Annotated in this window: 24 protein-coding genes; 4 read left to right on the plus strand and 20 right to left on the minus strand. The window is 62.8% G+C overall.

Annotated elements, in window-relative coordinates:
* Positions 1-4: 4 nt before the first annotated feature.
* Entirely contained in the window at positions 5-2,953 is a 2,949-nt protein-coding gene (locus Q0X85_RS08045) for a hypothetical protein (RefSeq protein WP_297771212.1), read from the minus strand.
* Positions 2,954-3,284: 331 nt separating this feature from the next.
* Between Q0X85_RS08045 and Q0X85_RS08050 the strand changes: the two genes are divergently transcribed.
* A complete protein-coding gene (locus Q0X85_RS08050; protein WP_297771214.1) occupies positions 3,285-4,034 on the plus strand; it encodes an SDR family oxidoreductase in 750 nt (249 codons plus the stop codon).
* A gap of 4 nt (positions 4,035-4,038) precedes the next feature.
* Positions 4,039-5,700, plus strand: a complete 1,662-nt coding sequence (locus Q0X85_RS08055; protein WP_297771216.1) for an aldo/keto reductase — start codon at positions 4,039-4,041, stop codon at positions 5,698-5,700.
* Positions 5,701-5,795: 95 nt separating this feature from the next.
* On the opposite strand, the gene Q0X85_RS08060 is transcribed toward Q0X85_RS08055, so the two are convergent.
* The 7 genes from Q0X85_RS08060 to dgcN form a co-directional block, all read right to left on the minus strand.
* Positions 5,796-5,942: a hypothetical protein gene (locus Q0X85_RS08060; RefSeq protein ID WP_297771217.1), complete on the minus strand. Its 147-nt coding sequence runs from the start codon at positions 5,940-5,942 to the stop codon at positions 5,796-5,798.
* A 25-nt stretch (positions 5,943-5,967) separates the two neighbouring features.
* Positions 5,968-6,144, minus strand: a complete 177-nt coding sequence (locus tag Q0X85_RS08065) for a hypothetical protein (protein WP_297771219.1) — start codon at positions 6,142-6,144, stop codon at positions 5,968-5,970.
* 34 nt (positions 6,145-6,178) lie between these two features.
* The gene (locus tag Q0X85_RS08070) at positions 6,179-7,072 is read right to left on the minus strand and encodes a branched-chain amino acid aminotransferase (RefSeq protein ID WP_297771221.1); all 894 of its coding nucleotides are present in this window, start codon (positions 7,070-7,072) and stop codon (positions 6,179-6,181) included.
* Between the two features lie 53 nt (positions 7,073-7,125).
* The gene (locus tag Q0X85_RS08075) at positions 7,126-7,617 is read right to left on the minus strand and encodes a VOC family protein (RefSeq protein ID WP_297771223.1); all 492 of its coding nucleotides are present in this window, start codon (positions 7,615-7,617) and stop codon (positions 7,126-7,128) included.
* Positions 7,618-7,712: 95 nt separating this feature from the next.
* Positions 7,713-8,573: a D-amino-acid transaminase gene (locus Q0X85_RS08080; protein ID WP_297771224.1), complete on the minus strand. Its 861-nt coding sequence runs from the start codon at positions 8,571-8,573 to the stop codon at positions 7,713-7,715.
* A gap of 4 nt (positions 8,574-8,577) precedes the next feature.
* Positions 8,578-9,543, minus strand: a complete 966-nt coding sequence (gene dgcA / locus Q0X85_RS08085) for an N-acetyl-D-Glu racemase DgcA (RefSeq protein WP_297771254.1) — start codon at positions 9,541-9,543, stop codon at positions 8,578-8,580.
* A 52-nt stretch (positions 9,544-9,595) separates the two neighbouring features.
* Complete coding sequence (dgcN, locus tag Q0X85_RS08090) at positions 9,596-10,597, minus strand: N-acetyltransferase DgcN (RefSeq protein ID WP_297771226.1); 1,002 nt, start codon at positions 10,595-10,597, stop codon at positions 9,596-9,598.
* 254 nt (positions 10,598-10,851) lie between these two features.
* On the opposite strand from dgcN, the gene Q0X85_RS08095 reads away from it, so the two are divergent.
* Positions 10,852-11,811, plus strand: a complete 960-nt coding sequence (locus Q0X85_RS08095) for an L-malyl-CoA/beta-methylmalyl-CoA lyase (RefSeq protein WP_297771228.1) — start codon at positions 10,852-10,854, stop codon at positions 11,809-11,811.
* Positions 11,812-12,312: 501 nt separating this feature from the next.
* Here the strand turns inward: Q0X85_RS08095 and Q0X85_RS08100 are convergent.
* From Q0X85_RS08100 to ald, 4 genes are all read right to left on the minus strand, one after another.
* Positions 12,313-14,400, minus strand: coding sequence for an ABC transporter ATP-binding protein (locus tag Q0X85_RS08100; protein WP_297771230.1), 2,088 nt, complete (start codon positions 14,398-14,400; stop codon positions 12,313-12,315).
* A 29-nt stretch (positions 14,401-14,429) separates the two neighbouring features.
* Positions 14,430-15,614: an ABC transporter permease gene (locus Q0X85_RS08105; RefSeq protein ID WP_297771233.1), complete on the minus strand. Its 1,185-nt coding sequence runs from the start codon at positions 15,612-15,614 to the stop codon at positions 14,430-14,432.
* Between the two features lie 151 nt (positions 15,615-15,765).
* Entirely contained in the window at positions 15,766-16,812 is a 1,047-nt protein-coding gene (locus Q0X85_RS08110; protein ID WP_297771235.1) for an ABC transporter permease, read from the minus strand.
* A gap of 127 nt (positions 16,813-16,939) precedes the next feature.
* Entirely contained in the window at positions 16,940-18,052 is a 1,113-nt protein-coding gene (gene ald / locus Q0X85_RS08115) for an alanine dehydrogenase (protein WP_297771237.1), read from the minus strand.
* A 137-nt stretch (positions 18,053-18,189) separates the two neighbouring features.
* Here ald and Q0X85_RS08120 point away from each other — a divergent pair, with 137 nt between their 5' ends.
* A complete protein-coding gene (locus Q0X85_RS08120) occupies positions 18,190-18,648 on the plus strand; it encodes an Lrp/AsnC family transcriptional regulator (protein ID WP_297771239.1) in 459 nt (152 codons plus the stop codon).
* A gap of 3 nt (positions 18,649-18,651) precedes the next feature.
* Here the strand turns inward: Q0X85_RS08120 and tdh are convergent, their stop codons facing one another.
* The 8 genes from tdh to Q0X85_RS08160 all read right to left on the minus strand — a co-directional run bounded on the left by tdh (position 18,652) and on the right by Q0X85_RS08160 (position 26,312).
* A complete protein-coding gene (gene tdh, locus Q0X85_RS08125; RefSeq protein WP_297771256.1) occupies positions 18,652-19,674 on the minus strand; it encodes an L-threonine 3-dehydrogenase in 1,023 nt (340 codons plus the stop codon).
* 11 nt (positions 19,675-19,685) lie between these two features.
* Positions 19,686-20,879, minus strand: a complete 1,194-nt coding sequence (locus Q0X85_RS08130; protein WP_297771240.1) for a glycine C-acetyltransferase — start codon at positions 20,877-20,879, stop codon at positions 19,686-19,688.
* Positions 20,880-20,957: 78 nt separating this feature from the next.
* Entirely contained in the window at positions 20,958-22,958 is a 2,001-nt protein-coding gene (locus tag Q0X85_RS08135) for a hydantoinase/oxoprolinase family protein (RefSeq protein ID WP_297771241.1), read from the minus strand.
* A gap of 50 nt (positions 22,959-23,008) precedes the next feature.
* Positions 23,009-24,061 (minus strand): tRNA epoxyqueuosine(34) reductase QueG, encoded by a 1,053-nt coding sequence (queG, locus tag Q0X85_RS08140; protein WP_297771244.1) that lies wholly within the window; start codon positions 24,059-24,061, stop codon positions 23,009-23,011.
* 66 nt (positions 24,062-24,127) lie between these two features.
* Positions 24,128-24,793, minus strand: a complete 666-nt coding sequence (locus Q0X85_RS08145) for a glutathione S-transferase family protein (RefSeq protein ID WP_297771246.1) — start codon at positions 24,791-24,793, stop codon at positions 24,128-24,130.
* A 59-nt stretch (positions 24,794-24,852) separates the two neighbouring features.
* Complete coding sequence (mtgA, locus tag Q0X85_RS08150) at positions 24,853-25,572, minus strand: monofunctional biosynthetic peptidoglycan transglycosylase (protein ID WP_297771248.1); 720 nt, start codon at positions 25,570-25,572, stop codon at positions 24,853-24,855.
* A 48-nt stretch (positions 25,573-25,620) separates the two neighbouring features.
* Complete coding sequence (locus tag Q0X85_RS08155) at positions 25,621-26,124, minus strand: DUF1269 domain-containing protein (RefSeq protein ID WP_297771250.1); 504 nt, start codon at positions 26,122-26,124, stop codon at positions 25,621-25,623.
* Between the two features lie 47 nt (positions 26,125-26,171).
* On the minus strand, positions 26,172-26,312 hold the full coding sequence (locus tag Q0X85_RS08160; RefSeq protein WP_297771252.1) for a hypothetical protein: 141 nt from the start codon (positions 26,310-26,312) through the stop codon (positions 26,172-26,174).
* Between the last annotated feature and the right edge of the window lie 270 nt (positions 26,313-26,582).

Here is a 26,582-nt window from a genome sequence, read left to right on the forward strand (position 1 = left end):
CGGCTCAGCGGACAGGCTCGATGGCGGTGCCGATCACCCGATCCGCCAGCAGGCTCACATGCGGGTCGCCCTTGGCGAGATAATCGTCCAGCTGGTCCTTGAGCCAATAGGGCGGATAGACCACTTTGTTGGTCACCGGGCGGGCATGATAGCAATAATCCAGCGCAAACCGGCCGTTTGACATGTAATCCAGCCAAAGCGCGGCGCGCGCGCGCATTTCGGGGTGCGGATCGACCGGTGTCTCGAACCTCAGCATCTTGTGATAATGCTCGGTCGAGCGCGGCACGTGGTGACAGACCGGATAGTCAATCGGCCCAAAGTGATTGGCCTGGATGCACGGAATATTGAGCAGCGACATTTCGATCGCCACCGTGCCGTTATAGATCAGGCCCAGATCGGTAAAGCGGCTGAGCGCCGTGATGTCGAACCAGCGGTGCCCCAGCTTGACGACATTATCGGGCAGATCGTCGGGCAGAAGGTCAAAGAAATACTGGTTGAGATAGGTGGCGATCTCTTCATTCAGCTCGTGCGGATGCGGCTTGACCAGAAGCAGCGTGTTCGAGTCGCGCACCGCATCGACGCTGTCCAGCAACCAGGTCTTGAAATCCGCGTGCGCCGGGCCGCCATCAAAGGGAACGGCGCTGTCACAGACCACGCGGCCGAAGAGACACGCCACCTTGCCGCCCTTGGCGCGCCATTCGTGGATTCGGGCCTCGCAGGCCGCGGCTTCGGGGTCCATTTCCTTGACCGGGCCGGAGATCCGCTTGGCGGTGGCGATATGCTCCACCCGTGCGATGATTTCCTCGGCCCGCTCGTAATGCGCCTGGTAATACTCCTCGAAAAACGCCGGCCGCGGGAACGAGGCCGAACGGACCTCGGGAAAGGCGGTGATGTTGCGGATCACGCAGCGGGTAGAGATCTCGTGGCTGAAATTGGCAAAATAATTCTCGTACCCGTTGGCGGTTTGCAGGGCAAAGAACATCTCCGGATCGCCGACCTTTTCGCAATAGAGCCGGAAGAGCGTGTCAGGCAGGCGCGAATTGAACAACGCGGCAAAGCCCGCGCGGATATTCTGCTTGGGCAGCCGGGAATGGGCGAAAACGGTGGCCCGGGCCGCAAGCTCTGTCCAATCGCAGAGTTTCTGCAATGTGCTGGTCAGCGCCGGGCAGGAAAAATCCACATCATAGGCGCGGCGATTGATGCGGGCATCCTCCATCAGCGAATGATGCAGGTTGAGCCCCATCCACTCGATCCGGCCCTCATGCGGCGCGGCGACAAAATCCGTCAGCTCGGGAAACACCTTTGCCGCCGCCGGTGACAGGCGGCATTCCATGGTGATGCAGCCACCGAGCAGGTCGACATCAGGGTTGCCGGTGGGTTCATTGGGCAAGAGCCCCTCGACAAGGCATTTCGCGGCCCAGCCCCGGCGGCGCAGCTCCATGAGCACAACCAGCGGGTATTTGCGCAGCTGATCGATATTGCGCGCGGCAATGACCAGAACGCCTTTCGGGTTCTGGGGCTGTGGCACCGCGGCAAAGGCATCGGCCGTATCGCGCAGAAAGCTCAGCTCGCCGCGGCGGCGCAGCAAATTCCAGTGCTGGAAAGGATTGAGGCGTCCCGGATGGCTCAGCAGCCGCACATGCAGCCCGTCGAGCACATCGAGCGCCTCGGCAAAGCGGCTTTGCCGCTGCAATATGTTCACATAATAGAGCGCGCTTGCCGATTCACGTTGCGGGCGCGGTATCTTGCGGAAAATCCGGTCCGCCTCGTCGAAGGCGCGTACCCAGAGGGTCCATTTGAAATAGGCCTTGATCTCGTGCGCCTTGCCCGGAACCTTGGGGAGCTTGCGGCGAATGGCACGGCTGCGCGTGACCCACTCGGGATCATCGTCGAGCACCAGTTCCGGCAGGGCCAGCCAGATCGCGGTATCGGGCGCGCCGGCGGCGGCAAAGCTCTCGATCTGGGCCTTGATCCGTGCGGCATCGGCGTCGCGTTCCAATATCCTGTACGTCCCAAGGGCTGAGACGAGAATGTTGATGATGCGCACCGCTTCGCCGTCTTCCAGTTCTGCAGGGTCGATAACCACAGTGAGCGCCGCCAGATCGGCCTCGATACGGTCGATGCTCTGTCCAGCAAGCGCATAGGCCTTGTGGTAGCTGTACTGCCGCCGCACGCTCTGGCGCAGCATATCGGCGATCGCCTTGACCTGGATGTGAAGCGTGGTCGCGGCCTCGAATTCGGCAAGGCAGGCCCCAAGATACCCGTCCTCGTTGCGCGCCTGCAGAAGCGGCTCCTTGAAAGACACGTCGCGTTCATTCTGGTTGGCGGGGCCGTCCGACTTCAGCAGGCGGGCGGAGCTGCCGTCATTGTCAATCCAGCCCATCTGCTCGCGGGCGACCAGATCGACCACGCGCCAGGCATTCTTGAGCGCGGCAAAGGTTTTGTGCGCGCGGGTCTTTTCCTCCGGCGTGGTCGCCGTTTCGCTGGACAGACGATCCATGGCGGCCTGCACGATGTGCCCGGCCTCTACATATTCCCCGGCCTTGGCGTGCAACGCCGCGTAAAGATAGACGAGGAACGGGCTGAAGGGCGCATCCTGCAACGCCTCCCTTGCCGCGGCCCGCAAGCGGCGACGGCCTTTCTCGTCAACCATTGCGCGTTCGATGAAAATACCGGCCGTGCGCGGCATCGGCTTGTCGATGGCCTCGAACTGGGTCGCAATCCAGAGCACACGCGCCAGATCGTTGCGCTTGATCCATCTGGCCAGCCGGTCCGAGAAATCCTTGTGGCGGATCTTGGTGATCCGGGCCGACGACGGGCGCCCTGCAAAGGCGGCATTGATCGCCTCGCGCGTGCGCATGTTATAGACCAGACGGTCGTCCCAAAGCCCCAGAATATCGCGCGCGCGCGCCATGCGCCCGCTCTTGAGCAAGAATTCCACGCGCATCAGCATAGCATTATAGCGCTGACGCCGCAGCGCTAGTTTCAATCGAGCCATGGCTGGCTGCTGTTTAACCGATTCCGTTCCTGGAAGTGAGCCCATGATACCTGATATATCTTCTTTCGTTCAAACGGACGGCCAAAATAACTTACATGGAAAGCAACGTCCACTGGTTGATACTATGGGTCATTTTCCCTTTGAGTACAAGAAGTGACCGAGCGCAAATGCTGGTTGCACCTTTGGCGAAATTCCTGCTATCGATCCCGCATAATCCGATTGGGAAATTTGAATGTCTGTTGCGGAACCGAACGATTTATTTGACCTCGGAGGACGGACGGCTTTGGTGACCGGCGCGGCCGGTCATCTGGGCGCGGCGATCGCCCGTGCCCTCAGCGGAGCCGGCGCAACGCTCTATCTGGCGGGCCGGCGTGTCGAGCCATTGGACTCCCTTGCTGCGGAACTCGGCAGCGCGGCCCATGTCCTGCCTCTTGACGTGACGGACAGCGCCGCGATCGCCGCGGCCTTGTCGGTGATCGAGACAGAGCAAGGGCGGCTGGATGTGCTTGTGAACAATGCGCATTCCGGGCGTACCGGGACACTGGAAACCGCCCGGGCCGACGATTATGCCGATGCCTTTGCCGTTTCCGTTCAATCCTCTGCAGAGCTCGTGCGCCTTGGGCTGCCGCTGATGCGCAAGGCCGTCGCGTTGGCCGGACAAGCCTCTGTTGTGAACATATCCTCGATGTATGGCATGGTCAGCCCGGATCCGGCGATCTATGGCGACAGCGGCCACAACAGCCCGCCCTATTATGGCGCGGCCAAGGCCGGCATTCTGCAATACACGCGTTATGCGGCTGTGCATCTCGCGCCCGAAAAGATCCGGGTCAACGCCATCAGCCCCGGCCCTTTTCCCAAGCAGAAAGTCGCGCAGAGCATGCCCGAGCTGTGGGCTATCCTGAATGACAAACCGCCGATGAAACGGGTGGGACAGCCCCACGAGATCGGCGGCGCGGCGCTTTTCCTGGCATCGGACGCGGCCAGCTATGTGACCGGCATAAACCTGCCTGTCGACGGTGGATGGACGGCTTGGTAAACAGATGAGCGCCTCATCCCGACACCGCCGCCCGGTGCGCGCCGTTCTGCAATGCCGCCTGTCATCGTCCCGCCTGCCCGCCAAGGTCCTGCTGCCGCTTGCCGGTCTGCCGATCGCCGTTCTGGCCGCGAAACGCGCGATGCGCGGCGGCCGCGACGTGATGCTGGCCACCTCGGTCGAGGCGTCGGACGATCTCTTGGCCAGCGAAGCCGCGCGCCATGGCGTGCCGGTGTGTCGCGGCCCGCTCGACAATGTGCTGGCGCGCTTTGTGATCGCGACCGAAGATCTGCCGGATGACGCGCTTTGCGTGCGCCTGACCGGCGACAACACCTTTCCCGACGCGGATTTCATTGCCACCCTGGTCGACCTTCTGGAGGCAAACGGCCTGCGCTACATGGCGCATGGCGGCAATCGCACGCAGTTGCCCTATGGCATGGCGGCAGAGGTCTTCGAGGTCGGTACATTGCGAGAGGCGGCCGCGGCCACGACCGCGCCTTTCGACCTTGAGCATGTCACCCCGTGGATCCGCAAACGTCATGCCCCGACACGGATGCCGCCCTTTCCCGGTCTTGACCGGAACTGGGGTCATCTGCGCGCCACGGTGGACACGTTCGACGATTACCAGCGCGTCGCGGCCGTCTTCGAGGGCCTGGCGGACCCGGTCGGCACGCCCTGGCAGACGCTGGTGGCGCGGTTGCAGGCCCTGCCCGACGCGCCCACCTTCCATTTGCGCCGACAGGCGGGCGATCCGGCGGGCATGGTTCTGGGCACGGTGCAGCTGGGGCTGGCCTATGGGCGGGCCAATGCCGTGGGGCTGCCCCCCGAACAGGCCGCCCGCGCCATCGTGCACCGCGCCATCGACCACGGTGTCGAAGACATCGACACCGCCAGAGCTTACGGGCAGAGCGAAGCGCGGCTTGGTCGCATCCTGTCACGGGGCCTCGCCTCGCAGGCGCGTATCCTGACCAAGCTCGACCCGCTGGCGGATGTCGGCGATGACTGGCCCGCCGCCGCCGTGGCGGCCCGGGTCCGCGAGAGCGTGCAGGCGTCCCTGCTCGCCCTGGGTCTCAAGCGCTTGCCGGTTCTCATGCTGCATCGGGCAGCGCATCTCGACATGGCCGACGGCCAGGTGATGGACACGCTGGAAACGCTGCGCCGCGACGGCCTGGTCGGCACGCTGGGCGTATCGGTCCAGACGCCGGCCGAGTTGCGGCAGGTCCTGACGGACACGCGAATCGGCCATGTGCAGCTGCCGTGCAATCTTCTGGATTGGCGCTGGCGGGATCTGGTTCCGGATCTGCTGTCGCGCCCGGATCTCTGCGTGCATGTGCGCAGCGCCTATCTGCAAGGGCTTTTGACACCGGCCGACCCCCGGCACTGGCCCGGGATCGAGGGAGTCGATCCCGCCGCAATCGTGACGGTGCTGCGCGATCTGGCCACACGGCTGGAGCGGCGGGACTGTCGCGATCTCTGCCTCGCCTATCTGCGCGGCCTGAGCTGGATCGATGGCATCGTGGTCGGTGTGGAGACAGAACCGCAGTTGATGGATAACCTGGAGCTGTTCCGCCGGGCGGCCCTCAGCCCGGATGAGATCGCCGAGGTGGATGCCGCGCTCTCACCTGTACCCGAGGCGCTCCTCGACCCCAGCGGCTGGCCCCGCATCTGAAGCATCGGTTGCACGGCCGCACACCTCATTCAAAGCATGTCGATCTTGACCGGATCCAGGATTCCGTTGGGTCTCATTCTGTGGTTCCCTGCTCTTCAGGCAGAGACGACAAAACCGCATCCTGTCGAGGTTCGCGGCCGCGCCATGGCGAGACCGGAGATGACCAGATTGAAGATGAAGCCCTGCAACAGCAACAGCACCCAATCCAGCAGAACCCCGGAATTCTCATTGCGCGTTCCCAACGGTTCATGCCGCCGAAAAGAACAATCAGACCAGCGACAGCCGGATCGTCGTGAAAAACCCGTCGATCATGCGATTGCAGTCATAGGCATCGTATAGAAATAGCGGGTTGATGGCGTTGTCCTCATAGACGAACGCGGCCCAATTGTCGGCTTTGTCGGGGTTTACACCTCTGCCCGTGGCCTGCGAACAGGTCCGCGCCATGCCCTCTAACGGGCGCGCCAGGGATCACCGGCCGTCACACGGCCAGACCTGACGACGACATTTGCCTGCCTTCCGAATACGCCCAATCCCAATATAGCTGGCGAACGCGCTCGGTGACGGGGCCGGGCTGATACTGCGTGTCCTCAAAGGCTGACACCGGGGTAACCTTCATCAGGTTTCCAGAGAGAAAGACTTCGTCCGCGGCACGAAAATCATCGAACGTCATGACCGTCTCGTGCACCGAAAGGCCCGCGCCGCGCATGTTCTCGATATGCCGCGCCCGCGTGATGCCAGCCAGAAAAGTCCCATTCGGAATTGGCGTAAAGACGTCTCCATCCTTGACCGCGAACACGTTCGCTGTCGCGGTTTCGGCCACGTTGCCAAGGGCGTCCGCCACAAGCGCATTGCCAAAACCCTTGTCGCGTACTTCTTTCAGCATCCTCGCGTTGTTGGGATAGAGACAGCCGGCCTTGGCGTTCACCACCGCATCCTCCAGCACCGGACGGCGAAACCGCGTGCGGCACAACGTCGTGCTGAAGCCCTCGGGCGGCATCGGTATCTCTTCAAGACTGATGGCAAAGCCTGTCGCACCTTCCTTGGGCACGATGCCCAGATCGCCCCCGTCCAGCGCCCAGTACATCGGCCGGATATAGATCGCAGCCTCCTTGGGGTACTGCCTCAGACCGTCCCGGATAATCGCCACCATGTCCCGCGGCGCAACCGTCGGCGTGATCATCAACGCGCGGGCAGAGGCGTTGACCCGCGCACAGTGCAGATCCAGATCGGGCGCGATACCATCAACATAACGCGCGCCGTCAAACACTGTAGTCCCCAGCCAGGCCCCATGGTCCGCCGCCCGAATGACCGCCGGATCACCCTCATGCCACTGCCCGTCGAAAAAGGTGCGAATATTCGTGCCCGTCGCCATCTGCGCGTCCCCCCTTGCTTGGACGAGACCCTATGCCGGGCGCGATGCGTCGTCTAGCCCTCAGCCGGGGCATGTGACAAGAGCTCTGTCAAATCCACGGAATCATTGGACATTTTCAGATTACCTTCGGCATCTCGCGGCCATTCCGCCTCGGGCCTGTCGCGGTAGAGTTCCACACCATTGCCATCGGGGTCGGAAATATAGACCGCCTCGCTCACACCATGATCCGCAGCACCCTCAATGGGGATACCCGCCTGCATCACCCGCCGCAGCGCATCCGCCAACTGCGCCCGGTCCGAATAGAGAAAGGCGGTATGATAGAGACCGGCATGCCCTTTGGGCGCAGGCGGGCCCCCGAGCGAGTCCCAGGTATTCAGACCGATGTGATGATGATATCCACCCGCCGACAGAAACGCAGACCGCGTGCCAGATTTCTGTTGCACCTCAAAGCCCAGAACCCCGGCATAAAATCCGATGGCCCGATCCAGATCGGATACTTTCAGATGCACGTGGCCAATGCGTGTTTCGGGATGCACAGGGGTCATGTCGTACTCCAATTCTTGATGTGATCAAGAATGGCCACATGGCCCTGCGCGCTCAATTACCCGATTTCGCCCAGTTCCTGTGCGAAATTGCAGGATCAGAGAGCCGCCTTCAGGCTTTCATCAAGATAAATCTCACGCAACCGTTTCACGATTCGCCCCGGCACGCCGTCGCTCAGGGCAACGCCGTCGATCTCGACCACCGGCATGACAAAGTTGCTCGCGGAGGTGACAAACGCTTCATCCGCCGCCTTCGCCTCGTCGATGGTAAAGGCGCGCTCTTCCACTTCCATCTGCGCCTCGGACGCAAAGCGCAGAACAGCGGCGCGCGTGATGCCATGCAGGATCTCGTTGGACAGCTGCCGCGTTATGATCTTGTTGCCTTTGACGATATAGGCATTGTTGCTGGTGCCCTCGGTGACATGGCCATCCTCGACCATCCAGGCGTCATCGCATCCGGCCTTCTTGGCCATCATCTTGCCCATCGACGGATAGAGCAGCTGCACCGTCTTGATATCGCGGCGGCCCCAGCGAATATCCTCTATACTGATCACCCGTATACCCTTTTTCGCCACCGGATCGTCCGCCAGCCCGGGCTTGGCCTGGGTAAAGAGAACCAGCGTCGGCTCGGTTGTCTCTGCATCGGGGAAAATGAAATCGCGGTCGCCATCGCTGCCGCGCGTAACCTGAAGGTAAACCAGCCCGTCACCGATCTCGTTGACCCGCACCAACTCGCGGTGAATGTCCAGAAGGTCCTCAAACGCCACCGGCTTCTTTATGTCCAGTTCATTCAAAGACCGCTCCAGCCGGGCAAGATGCCCCGCAAAATCAATCAGCTTGCCACCCAGCACGCTCGTCACCTCATAGACGGCATCCGCCATGAGAAACCCGCGGTCGAATATCGAAACGGTGGCCTCGGTCTCCGGCAGATACTCGCCGTTCACATAGACGGTGCGCATGGTCTTATCCCCACAATGCGGCCTCGGGCGGATGCACCCCCTCGGCGTCAAAAGTCAAAGCGTTGTCCCGGTCTTCGGCCAAGAGAAGCGGGCCGTCAAGGTCTGTCACCATCGCACCCTGCGCGACCAGCACCGCCGGGGCCATGGCCAAAGAGCTTCCCACCATGCACCCCACCATGCACCCATAACCGTCCGCACCTGCCGCCTCGCGCAGGCGCAGCGCCTCGGTCAGACCACCGGTCTTGTCCAGCTTGATGTTGACCACGTCGTACTTGCCCTTGAGGGCGGCCAGGCTCGCCCGGTCATGGCACGACTCATCCGCACAAACCGGCACCGGGCGCGCCATCCCGATCAGCGCCTCATCCTCGCCCGCAGGCAGCGGTTGTTCGACCAGTGCCACGCCAAGCCGCAGCAGATGCGGCGCCAGATCGGCATAGACCTCGGCGCTCCAGCCCTCGTTGGCGTCGATGATGATCTTCGACTGCGGCGCGCCCCGCCGCACCGCCTCCAGCCGGGGCATGTCGTCGGGCGTCCCCAGCTTGATCTTGAGCACGGGCCGATGCGCGTGCGTCACGGCCTGCGCCTGCATCGCCTCGGGCGTATCCAGCGACAGGGTATAGGCGGTGATCTCCGGCCCCGGCCTGGGCAGTCCGGCCAGTTCCCAGACACGACGCCCGTCGCGCTTCGCCTGCCAGTCCCAGAGCGCACAATCCACCGCATTGCGCGCCGCCCCGGCGGGCAGCAGATCATAGAGCCCGTCACGCGTCAGATTGCCCGGCAGCCCCTCGATCTGCGCCGTGACACTCTCCAGCGTCTCGCCATAGCGCGCATAGGGCACGCATTCGCCCCAGCCCGTCACGCCGCCTTCGCTGACCCGCACGGTCAGCACCTGCGCCTCGGTCCGCGAGCCCCGGCTGATGGTAAACACCTGCGCCAGCCGGAACACGTCGCGCGTCACTGAAATCTCCACGCGGCCCCCTTTCATCTTGCCAAAAATATCCCCGCCGGAGGCGTCCACCGGATCAGATCGCGGCGAGCGCGTCCACCAACGTGCCCGACCCGAAACGATAGGGATCGGTCGCGGGCAAACCCATCTCGGCCTCGACCTTGTCCAGATAGACGCGTGCCTCGACCTCATCCATATGCTGCGTATTGACCGCCACGCCGGCCACCTGACAGGCCGGGTTCGAGACCCGCGCCAGCGGCAACGCGGCGTCGCGCAACTGCTCCAGCGTGGGCAGGGCATAGCCCGGCAACCCGCGCATGTGCTCCCGCGTCGGCTCATGAGACAGGATCAACGCATCGGGCTGACCGCCATGAATGAGCGCCAGCGTCACCCCGGAATAAGAAACGTGAAAGAGGCTGCCCTGCCCCTCGATCATGTCCCAGTGCTCAGGGTCGTTGTCCGGGGTCAGGTATTCCACCGACCCGGCCATGAAGTCGGCGACCACCGCATCGAGCGGTACACCATGCCCGGTGATCAGGATGCCCGTCTGCCCGGTGGCGCGAAACGTGGCCTTCATCCCGCGCGCGGTCATCTCGGCCTCCATCGCCATCGCCGTGTACATCTTGCCGACCGAGCAATCGGTGCCGACGGCAAGGCAACGCTTGCCGCTACGCTTGATGCCATTGGCAATCGGATAGCCCACGGTCGGGACGCGCACATCGTGCAGCGTGCCGCCATAGGTCTGCGCGGCGGCCACCAGATCGCCCTCGTCGCGCAACAGGTTATGCAGCCCCGAGGCAAGGTCAAAGCCCATTTCCAGCGCCTTGACCAAGACCTCTTTCCACGCCGCCGAGATCACACCGCCCCGGTTCGCGACGCCGATCACCACGGTCTTGGCGCCTGCCGCCTTGGCCTCTTCCAGCGTCAGGTCGGCAAGGCCCAGATCCGCCCCGCAGCCCGGCAGGCGGATCTGGCCAAGGGCGTTTTCCGGCCGCCAGTCACGGATGCCAATGGCTACTTTGGCGGCCAGCATATCGGGCGCATCGCCCAGAAACAGCAGATAGGGTGTATTGATCATGGCATGTCCTCTCAGGATGCGGCGTGCCGGTAATTTCCGATGATTTTGTTGCGATTATCTATTCTATTTTACGCGCTAGGCCGATTTGGCACATGTTCCTTCGAAGAAAAAGGAAGTTTGACGAAGTTTCTTCTTTGACGGCTCTGCCTGCCCAAGACCGAGGCCGCAAAAACCGCCTTGCGGAGCAATGCGCAATTTCATAACCACGGCAGCAACAATCTCGCAACTTCCTTATACAACGGAGCCGTTCAAACATGAGCTTTCGCCTGCAACCGCCTGCCCCTGCCCGCCCCAATCGCTGCCAGTTGTTCGGCCCCGGTTCCAACACCAAGCTCTTCGAGAAAATGGCGGCGAGCGCGGCGGATGTGATCAACATCGACCTTGAGGACTCGGTCGCGCCGACCGACAAGGACATCGCCCGCCAAAACACGATTCAGGCCATCAACGAGGTCGATTGGGGCAAGAAATACCTCTCGGTACGCATAAACAGTCTCGATTCGCCGTTCTGGTATCGTGACGTGGTCGACCTTCTGGAGCAAGCCGGCGACCGCCTCGATCAGATCATGATCCCCAAGGTCGGCTGCGCCGGTGACATCTATGCCGTCGATGCGCTCGTCACCGCCATCGAAGCGGCCAAAGGGCGCCAAAAGCGGATCACCTTCGAGGTCATCATCGAATCCGCCGCCGGTATCGCCCATGTCGAGGAAATCGCCGCCGCGTCACCCCGCATGCAGGCGATGAGCCTCGGCGCCGCCGATTTCGCGGCCTCGATGGGCATGTCCACCACCGGCATCGGCGGCACGCAAGAGAATTATTACATGTTGCATGAGGGCGCGAAATACTGGTCCGACCCGTGGCATTGGGCGCAGACCGCCATCGTCGCGGCCTGCCGCACGCATGGTCTCTTGCCTGTCGATGGCCCGTTTGGTGATTTCTCGGACGATGACGGGTTCCGCGCGCAGGCGTACCGCTCCGCGACGCTCGGCATGGTCGGCAAATGGGCGATCCATCCCAAGCAGATCGCGCTCTCCAACGAGATTTTCACGCCCTCCGACAAGGCCGTGCAAGAGGCCCGCGAGATCCTTCAGGCCATGGAAGACGCCAAGACACGCGGCGAAGGGGCAACCACCTACAAGGGCCGTCTCGTCGATATCGCCTCGATCAAGCAGGCCGAGGTGATCGTCACACAGGCCGAGATGATCGCGGCGCAATAAGCGCGGCAGGGGCGATCCGATGGGTCGCCCCTTGCAATCTTGGCCTGCGTTACCAAAGATCATCGGGACATGTCCAAGGCTGGTTTCGAGCCAACCTGTGGATTGCAGCGCATCGGTGCAGCAGGCGGGAATGGCGCGAAGCGGACGTTGCATCCCGCCAGAAGGTGCCGCGCGGTCGCAGGGCCGGGGACTGGCGATGCAACGGCCGGTGCGGGCGCTTTATGCCAGCCAAGTCATTCTAAACTCAACACGTTGCACACCACATCAAATCGCCAGGCCGCGGGACGGCGTCATGCCGGAGGCATGCCTCTGGCATGACGATCGCGCGGCACCTTCGGTGCTGTTCGCGCGGTTGGCTCATAGGTCCGCTCCAGGCCAAACCCGACGTCGCAGGTATTTCGGTAATCTGCAGTAAGGTCCGCAGAGCGGCCTTACAGGTGAACAAACACATAGCGCCTGCCAAAACGATCAGACCAAGGTATTGCCAAACCTGCGCCCCGCTCACTCCGCCGCGATCTTGATCACCGGCTCCATCCGGTCGAGCATCCCCTGCGACAAGTGACATTTGACCTGATGGCCGGGAGCAAGATCGCGCACCGGCGGCACCTCTGTCTCACACAGCCCTCCCGGCACTTCGGATTTCCACCGACAGCGCGTCTGGAACGGGCAGCCGGGCGGGGGGTTCATGGCCGAGGGCACATCCCCTTCCAGCACGATATGACGCTTCTCGACGCTGGTATCGGCGATCGGCACGGCCGAGAGCAGCGCCTCGGTATAGGGGTGATAGGGCGGCGAAAAGACCTGATCGGTTGTGCCCAGCTCGACCACATGCCCCAGATACATCACCATCACCCGGTCGCTGAGATAGCGCACGATGCTCAGATCATGTGAGATGAAGAGAAGCGTCGTCTTCTGCTTGCGCTGAATCTCCATCAAGAGATCCGTCACCGCCGCCTGCACGCTCACATCCAGCGCCGACACCGGCTCGTCGGCCACCACGATCCGCGCGCCGCCGGCAAAGGCGCGGGCGATGCCGACGCGCTGTTTCTGCCCACCCGAGAGTTGCCGGGGCATCCGGTCGGCAAATTCACGTGGCAGCTTGACCAGATCGAGAAGGCGCATCATCTCGGCCTGCCGCTCCTCATCCGACGCGCCGATGCCGAACACCTCCAGCGCGCGCATGATCTGCCGACCCACCGTCATCGACGGGTTCAGCGTGTCAAACGGGTTCTGAAACACCATCTGCACGTCGGCGACCGTCTGCGTGTCGCGCGCCTCAATCGGGGTCTTCTCGATATTGCGATTGTCGAGCAGGATCTGCCCCTCGGTCGCCGTCTCCAGCCCCATGAGGACCTTGGCGAAAGTGGATTTACCGCAACCGGACTCGCCGACGATGGCCAATGTCTCGCTCTCGCGCGCTTCAAAGCTCAGTGTCTCATTGGCCTTCACGACCTTGGTGCCGCCGCCGCCGCCAAAGAGCGCATTGGCCGCAACCTCGTAATATTTCTTGAGCTTGTCCATCTTGAGGACAACCTTGCCCGGTGCGGTCGCCTCCGTCGTGTCGCTTTTCTCGATCGGGGCGTGCCAGTCGATCTCGGCGAACCGCGCACAGCGGGTAAAATGTCTGTCATCCCCCTCGATCGCCGCCATCCGAATGTCGCCCGCATCACACAGACCGCCCCTGAAATAGTCACAGCGCGGTCCAAAGTTACAGCCCTTGGGGCGCTCATGCGGCAACGGAAAGTTGCCGGGAATGGCCTTGAGCGGGCGGCTGTTCTTGTCCGCCCCCGGCAGCGGGATCGAGCGAAAGAGCGCCTGCGTGTACGGGTGCTGCATCTTGTCAAACACGTCGGTCACGCTGCCAGTCTCGACCGCCTCGCCCGAATACATCACGCAGATCCGGTCACAGGTCTCCAGCACAAGCCCCAGATTGTGGCTGATAAACAGCATCGACGTGCCGTATTTTTCACCCAAGCCTTTCACAAGGTCCACAACCGCCGCCTCGACCGTGACATCGAGCGCGGTGGTGGGTTCATCCAGAATGAGCAGGGACGGCTTGGACATCAACGCCATGGCGATCACGATCCGTTGCTGCTGCCCCCCCGAGAGCTGATGCGGATAGCTCTTCAGGATACGCTCCGGGTCGGGCAGCTTCACATCCCGGACCACTTCCAGCGCCCGCGCCCGGGCCTCCGCCTCCGAAACGCCCTCATGGATCATCGGCACCTCGATCAGTTGCCGCCCCACGCGCATCGCCGGATTGAGGCTTGCCATCGGTTCCTGATAGATCATCGCGATCTCGTTGCCGCGAATATGGCGCAGCTCGGCGCTGCTCATCTCGCCCAGATCACGTCCCTTGAACCGGACCGATCCACCCACAATACGCCCGTTGACCCCCAGATCCTGCATCACGCCCAGGGCCACGGTCGACTTGCCACAGCCGGATTCGCCGACAAGCCCCACCGCCTCACCGGGCCGGACACTGACCGAAAAGTCCATCACCGCCGGGATTTCGCGCAGCCGCGTGAAAAAGGAGATCGACAGGTTCTCGATCTCAAGGATCGGTCCGTCATAGTCCGGCTTGGCCATGTCCATCTCCTTCATCGTTCTTCAAATACTCAATCCCGCAGGCTCTCTTCGCGCAGCCCGTCCGCCAGCAGATTGAGCCCCAGCACGAGACTCAGAAGCGCAAAGGCCGGCGGGAGCGCGGGGTGAAGGTAGAGACTGAGAAGCTTGCGCCCCTCGTTGATGGTGCTGCCCCAATCCGGGCTCTCGGGGCTGAGGCCCAGACCAAAAAAGCCGAGCGTCCCCAGCAGAATGGTCGTATAGCCAATCCGCAGGCAGAAATCCACGAGCAGCGGCCCCCGGGCATTGGGCAGGATCTCCCACAACATGATGTACCACGGGCGTTCGCCTCGGGTCTGCGCGGCAGCCACGTAATCGCGCGTCTTGATGTCCATGGTCAGGCCGCGCACGATGCGAAACACGGTGGGCGAGTTGACAAACACCACCGCCACGAAAACCACCAGAAGGTTGGGCGGAAAGCTGACCAGTCCCAACGGGTCGGCATCCCACGCAATGCCGAGATAGAGCCACAAACCGATAACGAGCGTGACCCCGACATAGAGATTCCGGCGAGACGGCTGCGTGTGATAGCGCGAGTTCCACAACAGCACCAGAAACACGATCGGAAAGACAAAGAGCACCGCCGCCATATAGACCGGAATGCCGGTCAGAACGATTTCGGGCGTGACCAGAAGGTAAAACAGCAAGATCACCGGAAAGGCCAGGATCAGGTTGGCGAAAAACGACAGCACCGTATCCAGCCGCCCGCCATAATACCCAGACGGCAAGCCCAGCGTGATCCCCACCATGAAGGCGAACAGGCTGGCAAAGGGCGCGATCTTGATCACCTCCCACGCGCCCACGACCATGCGGCTAAAGACGTCGCGGCCCAGGTTGTCGCCGCCCAGCAGATAGAACGGGTAGGCATTCGGGTCGGGCGTGCCCATCAGCTGACTGAACGGCGTGCCCGGCCCCTTGTTCTTCATGGTCGCGGATTGCTCCAGCACACCATGCGTCACGATCATGTCAAAGGCACCGCCGAATATGCCGGTAAAGACCCAGAACATGACCATGCCATATCCGATCATGCCGATCGGGCTGTCAAAGAGCTTGCCATAAAGGCCGAGATGCCGCCTGAAGCGCATCGACAGCGCGAAGGTCACGACAAGCGCGATCCAGACCGGCATGAACTGCCAGAGTATCCGCAGAATGATCTCGCCCCAGCTCAGTGCGTCCATGGTTCGGCCCTTCCTGTTCTGGCCTGCCCGGCCCCGCGTCCCGCCGCCATGCCCCGGCTCGACCGGGGCATCTGCCGCCCCACCCCAAGCCACACGGGAGATTGTCCGGTCAAGCCGGACAATGACGCGGACTTCGGGGCAAGACGGCCGCTCATGTCACGCTGATGCGCGGATTGAGGTAGACATAGCCGATGTCGGAAATCAGCTGCGTTACCAGAACGACAATGACAGAGATGACCGAAACACCCAGAAGCAGCTCGATATCGTTATTCCCGGCCGCCTGAACCAGTGTCCAGCCAAAGCCTTTGTAGTTGAACAGTGTCTCCACGATCACCACCCCGTTCAACAACCACGGAAATTGCAGCATGATCACGGTAAAGGGCGCGATGAGCGCATTCCTGAGCGCATGTTTGACAACGATATTGGGAAAGCTCACACCCTTGAGCCGCGCCGTGCGGATATATTGCGCCGTCATGACCTCGGCCATGGAGGCGCGCGTCATCCGCGCGATATAGCCCATCCCGTAAAGCGCGATGGTCAGAACCGGCAAAAAGAAATTCTCGAAGGTCGCACCATCCGCCGCGCTGGTGGCGGTGCCCTTGAACCACTTCAGCCCGACCGCCGAACTCGCAAAGACGGCGATGAAGAGCACGCCCGAGACATATTCCGGCGTGGCCGTGGTGGTGATCGCCACAGTCGAGAGCGTCCGGTCGGTGCGCGACCCTTCCCGCATCCCGGCCAGCACACCGAGGATCAACGCCGACGGCACCATCAGCAGCATCACCCAGAACATCAGCTTGCCCGTCAATGCCAGCTTTTCACCGACGATGTGACCGACATCTTCCTTGAACACCGTGGAATAGCCCCAATCGCCCTGAAGAATGCCACAAAACCGCGGCGCGTCCTCTGGCGACGTATCCTGCGAGATACAATGCCCGCGTGTCACCCCGTCCTGATCCTCGATCACGAAGCCGGGCACGACACCCAGCCACTGGCCATATTTCACCGGCATCGGCTGCAAATAGCCATTGCGCCCCAGATAACTGGCGACTTCCTCATCGGTCATGCGAAAGTTGCCCTGCGTCTTGGCGAGCTTTTCGAGGTTGGGATAAAGATTAGTGAGGAAAAAGACGATGAAGGTCAGGCACAGCGCGGTCAGGATCATTACCCCGACCCGGCGCAGGATGAACATTGCCATGTAGCGCCCCCTGTTGGCGTTTTTTTACAACGCTAGTCGACAGGGCGCGGGGGGTCCAGCATCATTTGCGACATGAGTGGTCTGTTTGCGCCCCCGTCTCACGGGGTTCGGGGGGCGCAAACAAGGATCAAATCAGCGTTTCAGGGTCCACCGTTTTAATACCCAATGCCTCGCCAACGGCCGCATAGGTCAATTGGCCCGCATGCACGTTGAGCCCATTCAGCAGATGCGCGTCATCGGCACAGGCCTTCTTCCAGCCCTTGTCGGCCAGCGCCAGCATGAACGGCATCGTCGCGTTGCCCAGCGCCAGCGTCGACGTGCGCGCGACAGCACCGGGCATGTTGGCCACGCAGTAATGTATGATCCCGTCCACCTCATAGATCGGGTCCTGATGCGTCGTCGCCCTCGACGTCTCAAAACATCCGCCCTGGTCAATCGCCACATCCACCAGCGCCGCCCCCGGCTTCATCATCCCGAACTGATCGCGGCGTACCAGCTTCGGTGCGGCGGCGCCGGGGATGAGAACGGCCCCGATCACCATGTCGGCCTGCGGCAGCAACTCTTCCAGCAGACCGGCCGAGGAATATCCCGTCTTGAACACGCCACCAAAAACATCATCGAGATAGCGCAGACGCGGCAGCGACCGGTCCAGCACGGTGACATCCGCACCCATGCCAGCCGCGATCCTCGCGGCATGCGTGCCCACAACACCGCCCCCGATCACGATGACACGCGCAGACCCGACACCGGGCACCCCGCCCAACAACACACCACGACCGCCATTGGCCTTTTGCAGCGTCCACGCCCCGACCTGCGGCGCAAGACGGCCCGCAACTTCGGACATCGGCGCCAGCAACGGCAACCCGCCCGAGCGGTCCGTCACCGTCTCATAGGCGATGGCGGTACAGCCCGAGGCGAGCAGGTCGCGCGTCTGCGCCTCATCGGGGGCGAGATGCAGATACGTGAACAGCAGCTGCCCCTCGCGCAGCATCTTGCGCTCGGCGGCTTGGGGTTCCTTGACCTTGACGATCATGTCGGCGGTCGCGAACACCTCGGCGGCGGTATCGATGATCGTGGCACCCGCCGCCTCATAGGCGGCGTCGTCAAATCCGGCACCGATGCCCGCACCGGCCTGAATGATCACCTCATGACCTCGGCCTGTCGCCTCCTGTGCGGCATTGGGCGTGATGCCGACACGAAATTCCTGCGGTTTGATCTCAGTTGGGCAGCCGATTTTCATTCTGGGGTCTCCTCCGATGCTTTGTCGCAAGTATGCTCCAGGACGCGCACAAGGCGGTTGAAATTTCCCTCGTCTAAACCGCCATTCTGTGAATAATATTCACAGTAACCGCCATATCTTCGAAAGGTCTTGCGCAAATGTCCCTGGATCAGACAGACCGTCGCCTGCTGACAGTGCTTCAGCGTCGCGGCCGGATCTCGAACGCGGACCTCGCCGAAGAGGTCAACCTCTCGGCCTCGGCCTGCCACCGGCGCGTCCAGAGGCTCGAGACAGACGGCTATATCAAAGGCTACGTCGCATTGTTGGACGCGCGCAAGATGAATGTCCCGGCCACGATCTTTGTCGAAATCACCCTTACCACACAAGCCGATGACGTCCTCGAGGCTTTCGAAAAGGCCGTGGCCCGTATCCCGGACGTCCTCGAATGCCACCTCACCGCCGGCAATGCCGATTATATTCTCAAGGTCGTCGCCGAAGACACCGAAGATTTCGCGCGCATCCACCGGCAATACCTCACACGCCTGCCTGGCGTGGCCAAGATGCAATCGAGCTTTGCCTTGCGCACGGTGTTCAAGACCACCGCCCTTCCGGTCTGAGCGTCACCAATCCATCACGACCTTGCCGGAATTGCCCGAGATCATTGCGGCAAACCCCTGCTCAAAGTCGTCAATCCCGATCCGATGCGTGATGAGCCCCGAGACATCCAGCCCGGACTGCACCAGCGCGATCATCTTGTACCAGGTCTCGAACATCTCGCGCCCATAGATGCCCTTGATATGCAGCATCTTGAAAATCACCGCGTTCCAATCCACCGCAAACTCGGTCGGCGCGATCCCCAACAGCGCGACCTTGCCGCCATTGTTCATCCGCGCGATCATCTGCTGCATGGCAGGCGCGGCGCCAGACATTTCCAACCCGACATCAAACCCCTCGGTCATGCCGATCTCGTCCATCACATCGCGCAGCTGCTGATTGCCGACATCGACCACATGCTGCACCCCCATCCGCTTGGCCAGATCGAGCCTGTACGGGTTGATATCAGTGATCACCACCTTGCGCGCGCCCACCTTCTGCGCGACCAGCGCGCCCATGATGCCGATGGGCCCGGCACCCGTCACCAGCACATCCTCGCCCACCAGATCAAAGCTCAGCGTGGTATGCACCGCATTGCCGAACGGGTCGAAAATCGCCGCGATCTCGTCGGGGATGTCCTCGGGGATCGGCACCACGTTCATCTCGGGAATACAGACATATTCCGCGAATGATCCGGGCCGGTTCACGCCCACCCCCTTGGTGTTGCGGCACAGATGCCCACGCCCCGCGCGGCAATTGCGGCACGCCCCGCAGACGATATGGCCCTCGCCCGAAACCCGCTGCCCGATCCGGTATTTCACCGCCGCAGGCCCGGTATCGACGATCTCACCGACAAATTCATGCCCGACCACCATAGGCACCGGCACGGTTTTGGCGCTGAATTCGTCCCATTTCCAGATATGCACATCAGTGCCGCAAATCGCCGATTTGCGCACCTTGATCAGCACATCCGCCGGTCCCGGCTCCGGCACCGGCACATGCTCCATCCATAGCCCCGGCTCCGCCTTGGCCTTGACCAGCGCCTTCATGCGGTTTTCCATCAGATCACTCCCAAGTCCCGACCGACAGTTTCAAAGGCGGCGAGGGCCCGGTCCAGCATCTCGCGGGTCAGCCCGGCACTCATCTGCGTCCGGATACGATCCTGCCCTTTCGGCACCACGGGAAAACTGAAAGCAGTGACAAACACGCCCTGATCATTCAGCCGTGCCGCCATGTCCTGCGCCAATTTCGGATCGCGCAGCATCACCGGAATGATCGCATGGTCGCCGGGCAGCAATTCAAACCCGAGCGCCCCCATCCGGTCCCGGAAATACCTTGTATTCTCCCAAAGCGCGCCGCGCCGCCGGTCGCCGTCTTCCAACATGTCAAAGACCTCGATCGACGCTCCCGCAATCACCGGTGCCAACGTGTTCGAAAAGAGATAAGGCCGCGAGCGTTGCCGCAACCAATCCACCACCCGCGCCGACGCAGCCGTATACCCGCCCGAGGCCCCGCCCAGCGCCTTGCCCAGGGTCCCGGTCAGAATATCGACCTGATCCAGCACACCGAATTTCTCCGGCGTTCCACGACCTGTCGGGCCGACAAAGCCGGTGGCGTGACAATCATCGACCATGACCAGCGCATCGTAGCGCGCCGCAAGATCGCAGATCTCGTCCAGTGGTGCATAATACCCATCCATCGAAAACACGCCGTCGGTGGCGATCAGCCGATGCCGCGCGCCCTCCGCCTCGCGCAGACAGCGTTCCAGATCGGCCATGTCACGGTTGGCATAACGCCAGCGTTGCGCCTTGCACAGACGCACCCCGTCGATAATGCTCGCATGGTTCAGAGCATCCGAAATAATGGCATCCTCCGGACCCAGAATAGTCTCGAACAAACCGGTATTCGCATCAAACGCCGCCGCATAGAGGATCGCGTCCTCCTTGCCCAGAAATGCGGCAATGCGTGCCTCCAGCGCCTTGTGCTCTTCCTGCGTCCCGCAGATGAACCGCACCGAGGCCATACCAAACCCGTAGCGATCAAGAGCATCCCGCGCCGCGGCAATAACCCTCGGGTTATCTGCCAGTCCAAGATAGTTGTTAGCGCACAGGTTCACGACCTCGCGCCCATCCTCCAAGGCGATACGACCCGCCTGCATAGACGTAATAACGCGCTCAGATTTATAGAGCCCCTCCGCGCGCAGGTCCTCAAGCCGTTCGGCGACCTCCGCATTGAACCGATCCGCTGTCGTCATCACACCCTCCCATTCATCTGGCTACAACTACCTCGGGGGAGTCGCCGGTTTCGGCGACGGGGGCAGCGCCCCCGACCATCATCCGGCGATCCTTGGCCGCCCACTAGCCTCTACCACGATTTCGGCTTCCAGAAATACCCGCCGCGCCTCGGCCTGAGCCTCTTTTACGTGGCGATGCGCGGTGACGTGAATATCCACGGCCCCCGCCGCCTCGGCTTCGGTCCGCGCCTCGGCACGCAGCGCCGCCTCAAGCGCGTCCATCGCCATATCAGAGCCTGTATAATCCTCCGGCCCGCTCTCCAGATGCACGCGGTATTTGCCCTCGGATGGCGAGGTCACCGTGCCACCCCGCCGGATCGTCACCCGTCCCACGACAGCCCCGATGGCATTGGCGACCCCGGCATGCTCCGGCAGGATCATGTCACAGCCCAGCCGCTCCCCCACCGCCGGGTAATAGCATGCCGCAGAGGCCCCCAGGCCCACCACCGGCACGCCCAGCCCGGCATCAAGGCGCACCAGCCCATGATGCCCATCGAGGCCCTTCTGCATCAGCACATGCGCCGCAAGCACCTCCGGCGGCAGGCCGAACTCCGCATCATCCTCGGCAAAAGCAGTCTCTAACAAGGCCAAACTTGTCTGATGGGTCAACCGATCCACGATCATCTGCGCCAGTTGCTCCGGCCCCTCGGCCAGCCGGTTGCCCGATCCCGTCCGCTTGCGTGCGACCACTTCCAAGGCCATCCGCGCCGCCTCCGCGTCCCAGCCCGCCTGCTGCCCCAGAACATGGCTCGCATCCGACGGCGTGACACCGGCCGCCTGCACCAGCCCGCGCCGCACCAACCGCGCCAGCGCCGCATGGTCCATCCGCGACCGCAGCACCTTGCCCACCGGCACGATATCGTCTCTGATCCGGCTCAAAAGCGCGGTTTCCCGCTCACTCAGCCCGCCGGCCTCGATCCCCGGCACGGCCCGCACAAACCGCGCGTCATGTTCCCCCGGCGCACTTGCACGCAACTGATCCTCCAGCGCAGCATGCACCGCCGCCTCCGCCTCCAGCGCCATCAGGCTCACCGGCACCACGCGGCGCGGGCCAAGGGTCACACCGCCCTGCAGCCCGGCGTCCTGCACATGCACCTCGCTGTCACCGCCAAGGCCGAAGGTGCGCATCGCCACCGCCTCGACCATGGTGCGCCACGGCCCCACCCGCGCGCCTTGCGGGTCAATCGCAGGCCTTCCGCCGGTCAGCACCGCCACATCGGTCGTCGTGCCGCCAATATCCGACACCAGCGCATGATCCGCCCCGGTCATCCAGCGCGCCCCCACGATGCTCGCCGCAGGCCCGCTCAGGATCGTCTCGATGGGCCGTTCCCGCGCCTGATCGGCACTGATCAAGGCCCCGTCGCCGCGCACCACCATCAACGGCGCAGTCAAACCCAGATCGCGCAGCTTGCCCTCCGCCCGGTCAATCAACCGCGCGATCATCGCAATCAGCCGCGCATTGAGTAGCGCCGTCAACGCCCGCTTCGGCCCATTGAGCTTGGCCGACAGGTGATGCGACAGGCTCACCGGCTTGCCCGTGACCTCGCGGATCATCTCCGCCGCTGCCAGCTCATGCGCGGGGTTGCGGGTGGCAAAGAGCGACGCCACCGCATAGGCCGACGCGCCCGTATCCGTCTCTAACCATGCCAAAAGCGCCTCTCGATCCAGTGCTGCGGCCTCACTCCCGGCATGGCTGTGCCCCCCCGCCAAGACAATCGCCGGATCGCCGCCCAGCACCTCGGCCAGCCCATGCGCCTGCAAATCCGCATCGCGAAATCCGATATAGACCAGCCCCGCGCGCCCGCCCTGTCCTTCGACCAGCGCATTCGTCGCCAGCGTGGTCGACAGCGACGCCAGCCCGATCTCGGCCACATCCACGCCACTCAGCCCCAGCACCGCCTCCACCGCAGCACCGATCCCCACCGCCAGATCATGCCGCGTGGTCAGCGCCTTGGCGCTCGCCACCACCTCGCGCTCATCCCGAATGAGCACGGCATCCGTATAGGTGCCGCCCGTATCCACGCCCAGAGCCAATGCCATGCGTCCGCACTCCCGTTCCGCCTTGCCAGCGGTGTACCGGGTTTCCCGCGCTATTCCAGCCCGTTTGCGTCACGATCCAGTCGCTTGACCGCCCAACGCGCCGCATCGGCCACCGTCGCATCGGTATCCTCGCAATGCCTCTGCGCCACCGCCCGCAAAGACGCATCCTCCGAATTGCCGATCGCATAGAGCACATTGCGCAAGAACCGGTCGCGCCCGATCCGCTTGATCGGACTGCCCGAGAACCGCGCCCGAAACCCGGCATCGTCCAGCGCCGCCAAGTCCGCCAGCGGCGGTGCCACCAGATCCTCGCGTGCGTGATACTTCACCTCTCGCGCCTCGACCGCGAACTTGTTCCACGGACAGACCGCCAGGCAATCGTCACAGCCATAGATCCGATTGCCCAACAACGGCCGCAACGCCTCATCGACCGGCCCTTTATGCTCAATTGTCAGATAGGAAATGCAGCGCCGCGCATCCAACTGGTAGGGCGCCGGAAAGGCATTCGTCGGACAGATATCCAGACAGGCCCGGCACGACCCGCAATGATCAATTTCCGCCGGATCAGTCTCTAAATCCAGCGTCGTAAACACCGACCCGATAAAGAACCAGCTGCCCAGATCACGGCTCACCAGATTGGTATGCTTGCCCTGCCAGCCAAGCCCCGCCGCCTCGCCCAGCGGCTTCTCGGGCACGGGGGCCGTATCGACAAACACCTTCACCTCACCGCCCGCCTCAGCAATCAGCCAGCGCGCCAGCCGCTTCAGCCGCTTCTTGACCGTATCGTGATAATCGCGCCCGCGCGCATAGACCGAGACATTGCCCCGGTCCCGCCGCGCCAGCCCCGCCAGCGGATCCTCCTCCGGCGTATAGCTTTCGCCGAGCACGATCACCGTGCGCGCCTCGGGCCAGAGCACCTCCGGCGCGCCGCGCCAATGGGCGCGCTCCTCCAGCCAGCCCATCTGTCCGTGATAGCCCCGCTCCAGAAACGCCGCCAACCGCTCCGGCACATGGCCCACATCCCACGGGTGACACAGCCGACAGGCATCAAACCCCTCGGCGCGCGCCTGCTCAACCAGTCTCTGTTTCAGCTCATCTTTCATTGTTCCGGCAAATACTCCGGGGTGAATTGGCCAAAGGCCAAGAGGGGCGGCGCCCCTGACCCTGACCTAAAAGTCCAGATCCGCATAATGCGCCGGCGGCGGAAATCCCGAAACCTGATCCGCCAGTATCCCCCGGAACGCCGGGCGCGACTTGATCTTGGCATACCAATCCTTGACCGCCTCAGAGCGGTGCCAATCCACATCCGAGATATAATCCAGCGCCGACAGATGCGCAGCGGCGGCGAAATCCGCCAGCGTCATCACATCGCCCGCCAGCCAGCGCCGATGATCCAGCAGCCAGGCCATGTAATCGAGGTGATACTTGATCGCCCGCGCGCCGTCCTTGACGTTGCGACTGTCGGGAAAGCCCTGTTTCATCACCTTCTTGTTGACCCGCTCATAAAGCAGCTTCGAGGTCACCTCGTGGTGAAACTTGTCATCGAACCACGATACCAGCCGCCGCACCTCGTAGCGCGACTCAGCGCTTTTCGGCATCAGCGCCGGTTCGGGATACTTCTCTTCCAGATATTCGCAGATCGCCGCGCTCTCGGCCATGGTCTTGCCGTCGATCTTCAGCACCGGAACCTTGCCCGCCGGATTGCGGCGCAGGAAATCGGGGTCCTGTTCCCAATAGCGTTCCTCGGCCAGTTCGCATTCGATCTTCTTCTCCGCAAGGCTCAGCCGCACCTTGCGGCAGAACGGTGAGAGCGGGACGTGATAGAGCTTGGCCATCGTCAGACTACCTTAGGGAAACGGGAACCGCCCCTCCATGCCCCCTTTGGGGCCGATTTTCAATCCTCGAAACAGGCCGCGCGCCCATCCCGGTCAATCGTCGCCGCCCCGTCCATGATGCCAGCGGCGCGCTTGCGCAGCGCGGCGCTCGGCGATTTCGCAGAACGATCCTTGGGGTCTGGCAGCACGGCGGCGAGGCGCGCCGCCTGCACCGCGCTCAGATCCGCGGCGCTCACGCCAAAGTAATGCCGCGCCGCCGCCTCGACGCCGAACACGCCCGTATCAAACTCGGCCACGTTCAGATAGATCTCGACGATCCGCCGCTTCGGCCAGAGCGTCTCGACCACCGGGGTCATCACCGCCTCCAGCGCCTTGCGCGCCCAGTTGCGCCCATGCCAGAGATAGACATTCTTGACCACCTGCTGACTCAGCGTCGAGGCGCCGCGCCCCGACCCTTCGGCAATGGCGGTGCGAATGGCCCCCATGTCAAAGCCCCAGTGCTGGCAGAAATTCGCATCCTCCGCCGCCACCAGCGAGCGCGCCATCACCGGCGCGATCCGCGCCATCGGCACCCAGTCACGGCGGATGTCCCCCAACCGCCGCTCTTCCTGTCCCATGAAATAGGTGCGCGGCGGCTCGATCACCCGATGCACCGCGATCACCCCGGTCACGATCAGCGCCGAGAGCAGCAGGTAATAGACCACCCAACGCCGCAGCCAGCGCAACGGTCGGATCTGTGGTTTTCGCGTAGAGGCCGATGATTTGCGCGCCGGTGCCATGTCTCAGCTATAGCGTTGCGCACGGGACAGCAAAACCCGCTTTGATCTTCATGAATCCGTTTTACCGGTTTGAAGCAACTCTCGGAGCCGGTCTTCCTGTTCCCCGTCAAGCGGCGACTGGATCAGATGGCCCTCTTCGGAAAAAGCCGAAATCTCTTTGAAAAGCGCATCGGTATCCATGTCGCGCACAAGAAGGCAAAGCGCCGACCCCCCTTTCGGCAAATTCTCTGCGATCTCTTGCAGGAATGCGCTGTCCACGCCCGGATCGCGAAACTGTCCCACCACCGCGCCCGTCGCGGCCCCGGCCACAGCGCCGGCAACGGGCACAAGAAAGGCCGCCCCCAGAACCAGCCCCCAGATCGTGCCGCCGACCATCTGCATCGCCGGCACATTGGCGGGCCCGTGAAGCTGTACCGCGCCGTCCTCATCACGCGTCGCCACCTTTATGTCCTGCGTTTCCAGCCTCTGAAGGCGGCGTAATCCACGCAGATGCGCGTCAAGATTGAAGGCTCCGTCAGAAGTCTCAAAGGCAATGATCAGCAGGTCAGTCACGGGATCGTCCTCCTTTCGGCGTTGCGCGGCGAGCGAACACGGGCGGATCAGCCCCGAGACGTGCCAACACGGCCAAAGCTAACGCAGCAGGCAAGGACGGAAAACCCGTCCTTGCCGGTCAGGCTGTGCGACGTGTTCAAATAAATGAACGTGTCCTCGCCCTCGCCGCCAAAGAGCACATCACGCATTTGGTGCCGATCCGCGCGCGCGCCGCCTCATAACGCTGCCCGCCTCCGGCCGCACCCGATGTATCGCCCCTTGCCGTGCGGAGTGTCCCCCTTCTCGACCTCAGAAAATGAAGTCCTCAACGGTCATGGACGCCGTGAACTGCACGAGGATCTCCATGTCCCGCACGCCGTCGCCATCCTCGTCCACCCGTACCACGGTCGAGCCCGCCGCCGTCGTCACCGCCCGGAATTCAGCCCCGGTGCCGGTGAACGGATCGCTGCCGCGAAAGC

The organism is uncultured Roseovarius sp. (assembly GCF_947259555.1).
In the GTDB taxonomy this organism is placed as follows: Bacteria; Pseudomonadota; Alphaproteobacteria; order Rhodobacterales; family Rhodobacteraceae; genus Roseovarius.

Coding starts and splice junctions, on each gene's coding strand:
- Q0X85_RS08045 (WP_297771212.1), bottom strand. CDS start 2,953: ATGCTGATGCGCGTGGAATTCTTGCTCAAGAGCGGGCGCATGGCGCGC.
- Q0X85_RS08055 (WP_297771216.1), top strand. CDS start 4,039: ATGAGCGCCTCATCCCGACACCGCCGCCCGGTGCGCGCCGTTCTGCAA.
- Q0X85_RS08065 (WP_297771219.1), bottom strand. CDS start 6,144: ATGGCGCGGACCTGTTCGCAGGCCACGGGCAGAGGTGTAAACCCCGAC.
- Q0X85_RS08070 (WP_297771221.1), bottom strand. CDS start 7,072: ATGGCGACGGGCACGAATATTCGCACCTTTTTCGACGGGCAGTGGCAT.
- Q0X85_RS08075 (WP_297771223.1), bottom strand. CDS start 7,617: ATGACCCCTGTGCATCCCGAAACACGCATTGGCCACGTGCATCTGAAA.
- Q0X85_RS08080 (WP_297771224.1), bottom strand. CDS start 8,573: ATGCGCACCGTCTATGTGAACGGCGAGTATCTGCCGGAGACCGAGGCC.
- dgcN (WP_297771226.1), bottom strand. CDS start 10,597: ATGATCAATACACCCTATCTGCTGTTTCTGGGCGATGCGCCCGATATG.
- Q0X85_RS08095 (WP_297771228.1), top strand. CDS start 10,852: ATGAGCTTTCGCCTGCAACCGCCTGCCCCTGCCCGCCCCAATCGCTGC.
- Q0X85_RS08100 (WP_297771230.1), bottom strand. CDS start 14,400: ATGGCCAAGCCGGACTATGACGGACCGATCCTTGAGATCGAGAACCTG.
- Q0X85_RS08105 (WP_297771233.1), bottom strand. CDS start 15,614: ATGGACGCACTGAGCTGGGGCGAGATCATTCTGCGGATACTCTGGCAG.
- Q0X85_RS08110 (WP_297771235.1), bottom strand. CDS start 16,812: ATGGCAATGTTCATCCTGCGCCGGGTCGGGGTAATGATCCTGACCGCG.
- ald (WP_297771237.1), bottom strand. CDS start 18,052: ATGAAAATCGGCTGCCCAACTGAGATCAAACCGCAGGAATTTCGTGTC.
- Q0X85_RS08120 (WP_297771239.1), top strand. CDS start 18,190: ATGTCCCTGGATCAGACAGACCGTCGCCTGCTGACAGTGCTTCAGCGT.
- tdh (WP_297771256.1), bottom strand. CDS start 19,674: ATGAAGGCGCTGGTCAAGGCCAAGGCGGAGCCGGGGCTATGGATGGAG.
- Q0X85_RS08130 (WP_297771240.1), bottom strand. CDS start 20,879: ATGACGACAGCGGATCGGTTCAATGCGGAGGTCGCCGAACGGCTTGAG.
- Q0X85_RS08135 (WP_297771241.1), bottom strand. CDS start 22,958: ATGGCATTGGCTCTGGGCGTGGATACGGGCGGCACCTATACGGATGCC.
- queG (WP_297771244.1), bottom strand. CDS start 24,061: ATGAAAGATGAGCTGAAACAGAGACTGGTTGAGCAGGCGCGCGCCGAG.
- Q0X85_RS08145 (WP_297771246.1), bottom strand. CDS start 24,793: ATGGCCAAGCTCTATCACGTCCCGCTCTCACCGTTCTGCCGCAAGGTG.
- mtgA (WP_297771248.1), bottom strand. CDS start 25,572: ATGGCACCGGCGCGCAAATCATCGGCCTCTACGCGAAAACCACAGATC.
- Q0X85_RS08160 (WP_297771252.1), bottom strand. CDS start 26,312: ATGCGTGATGTGCTCTTTGGCGGCGAGGGCGAGGACACGTTCATTTAT.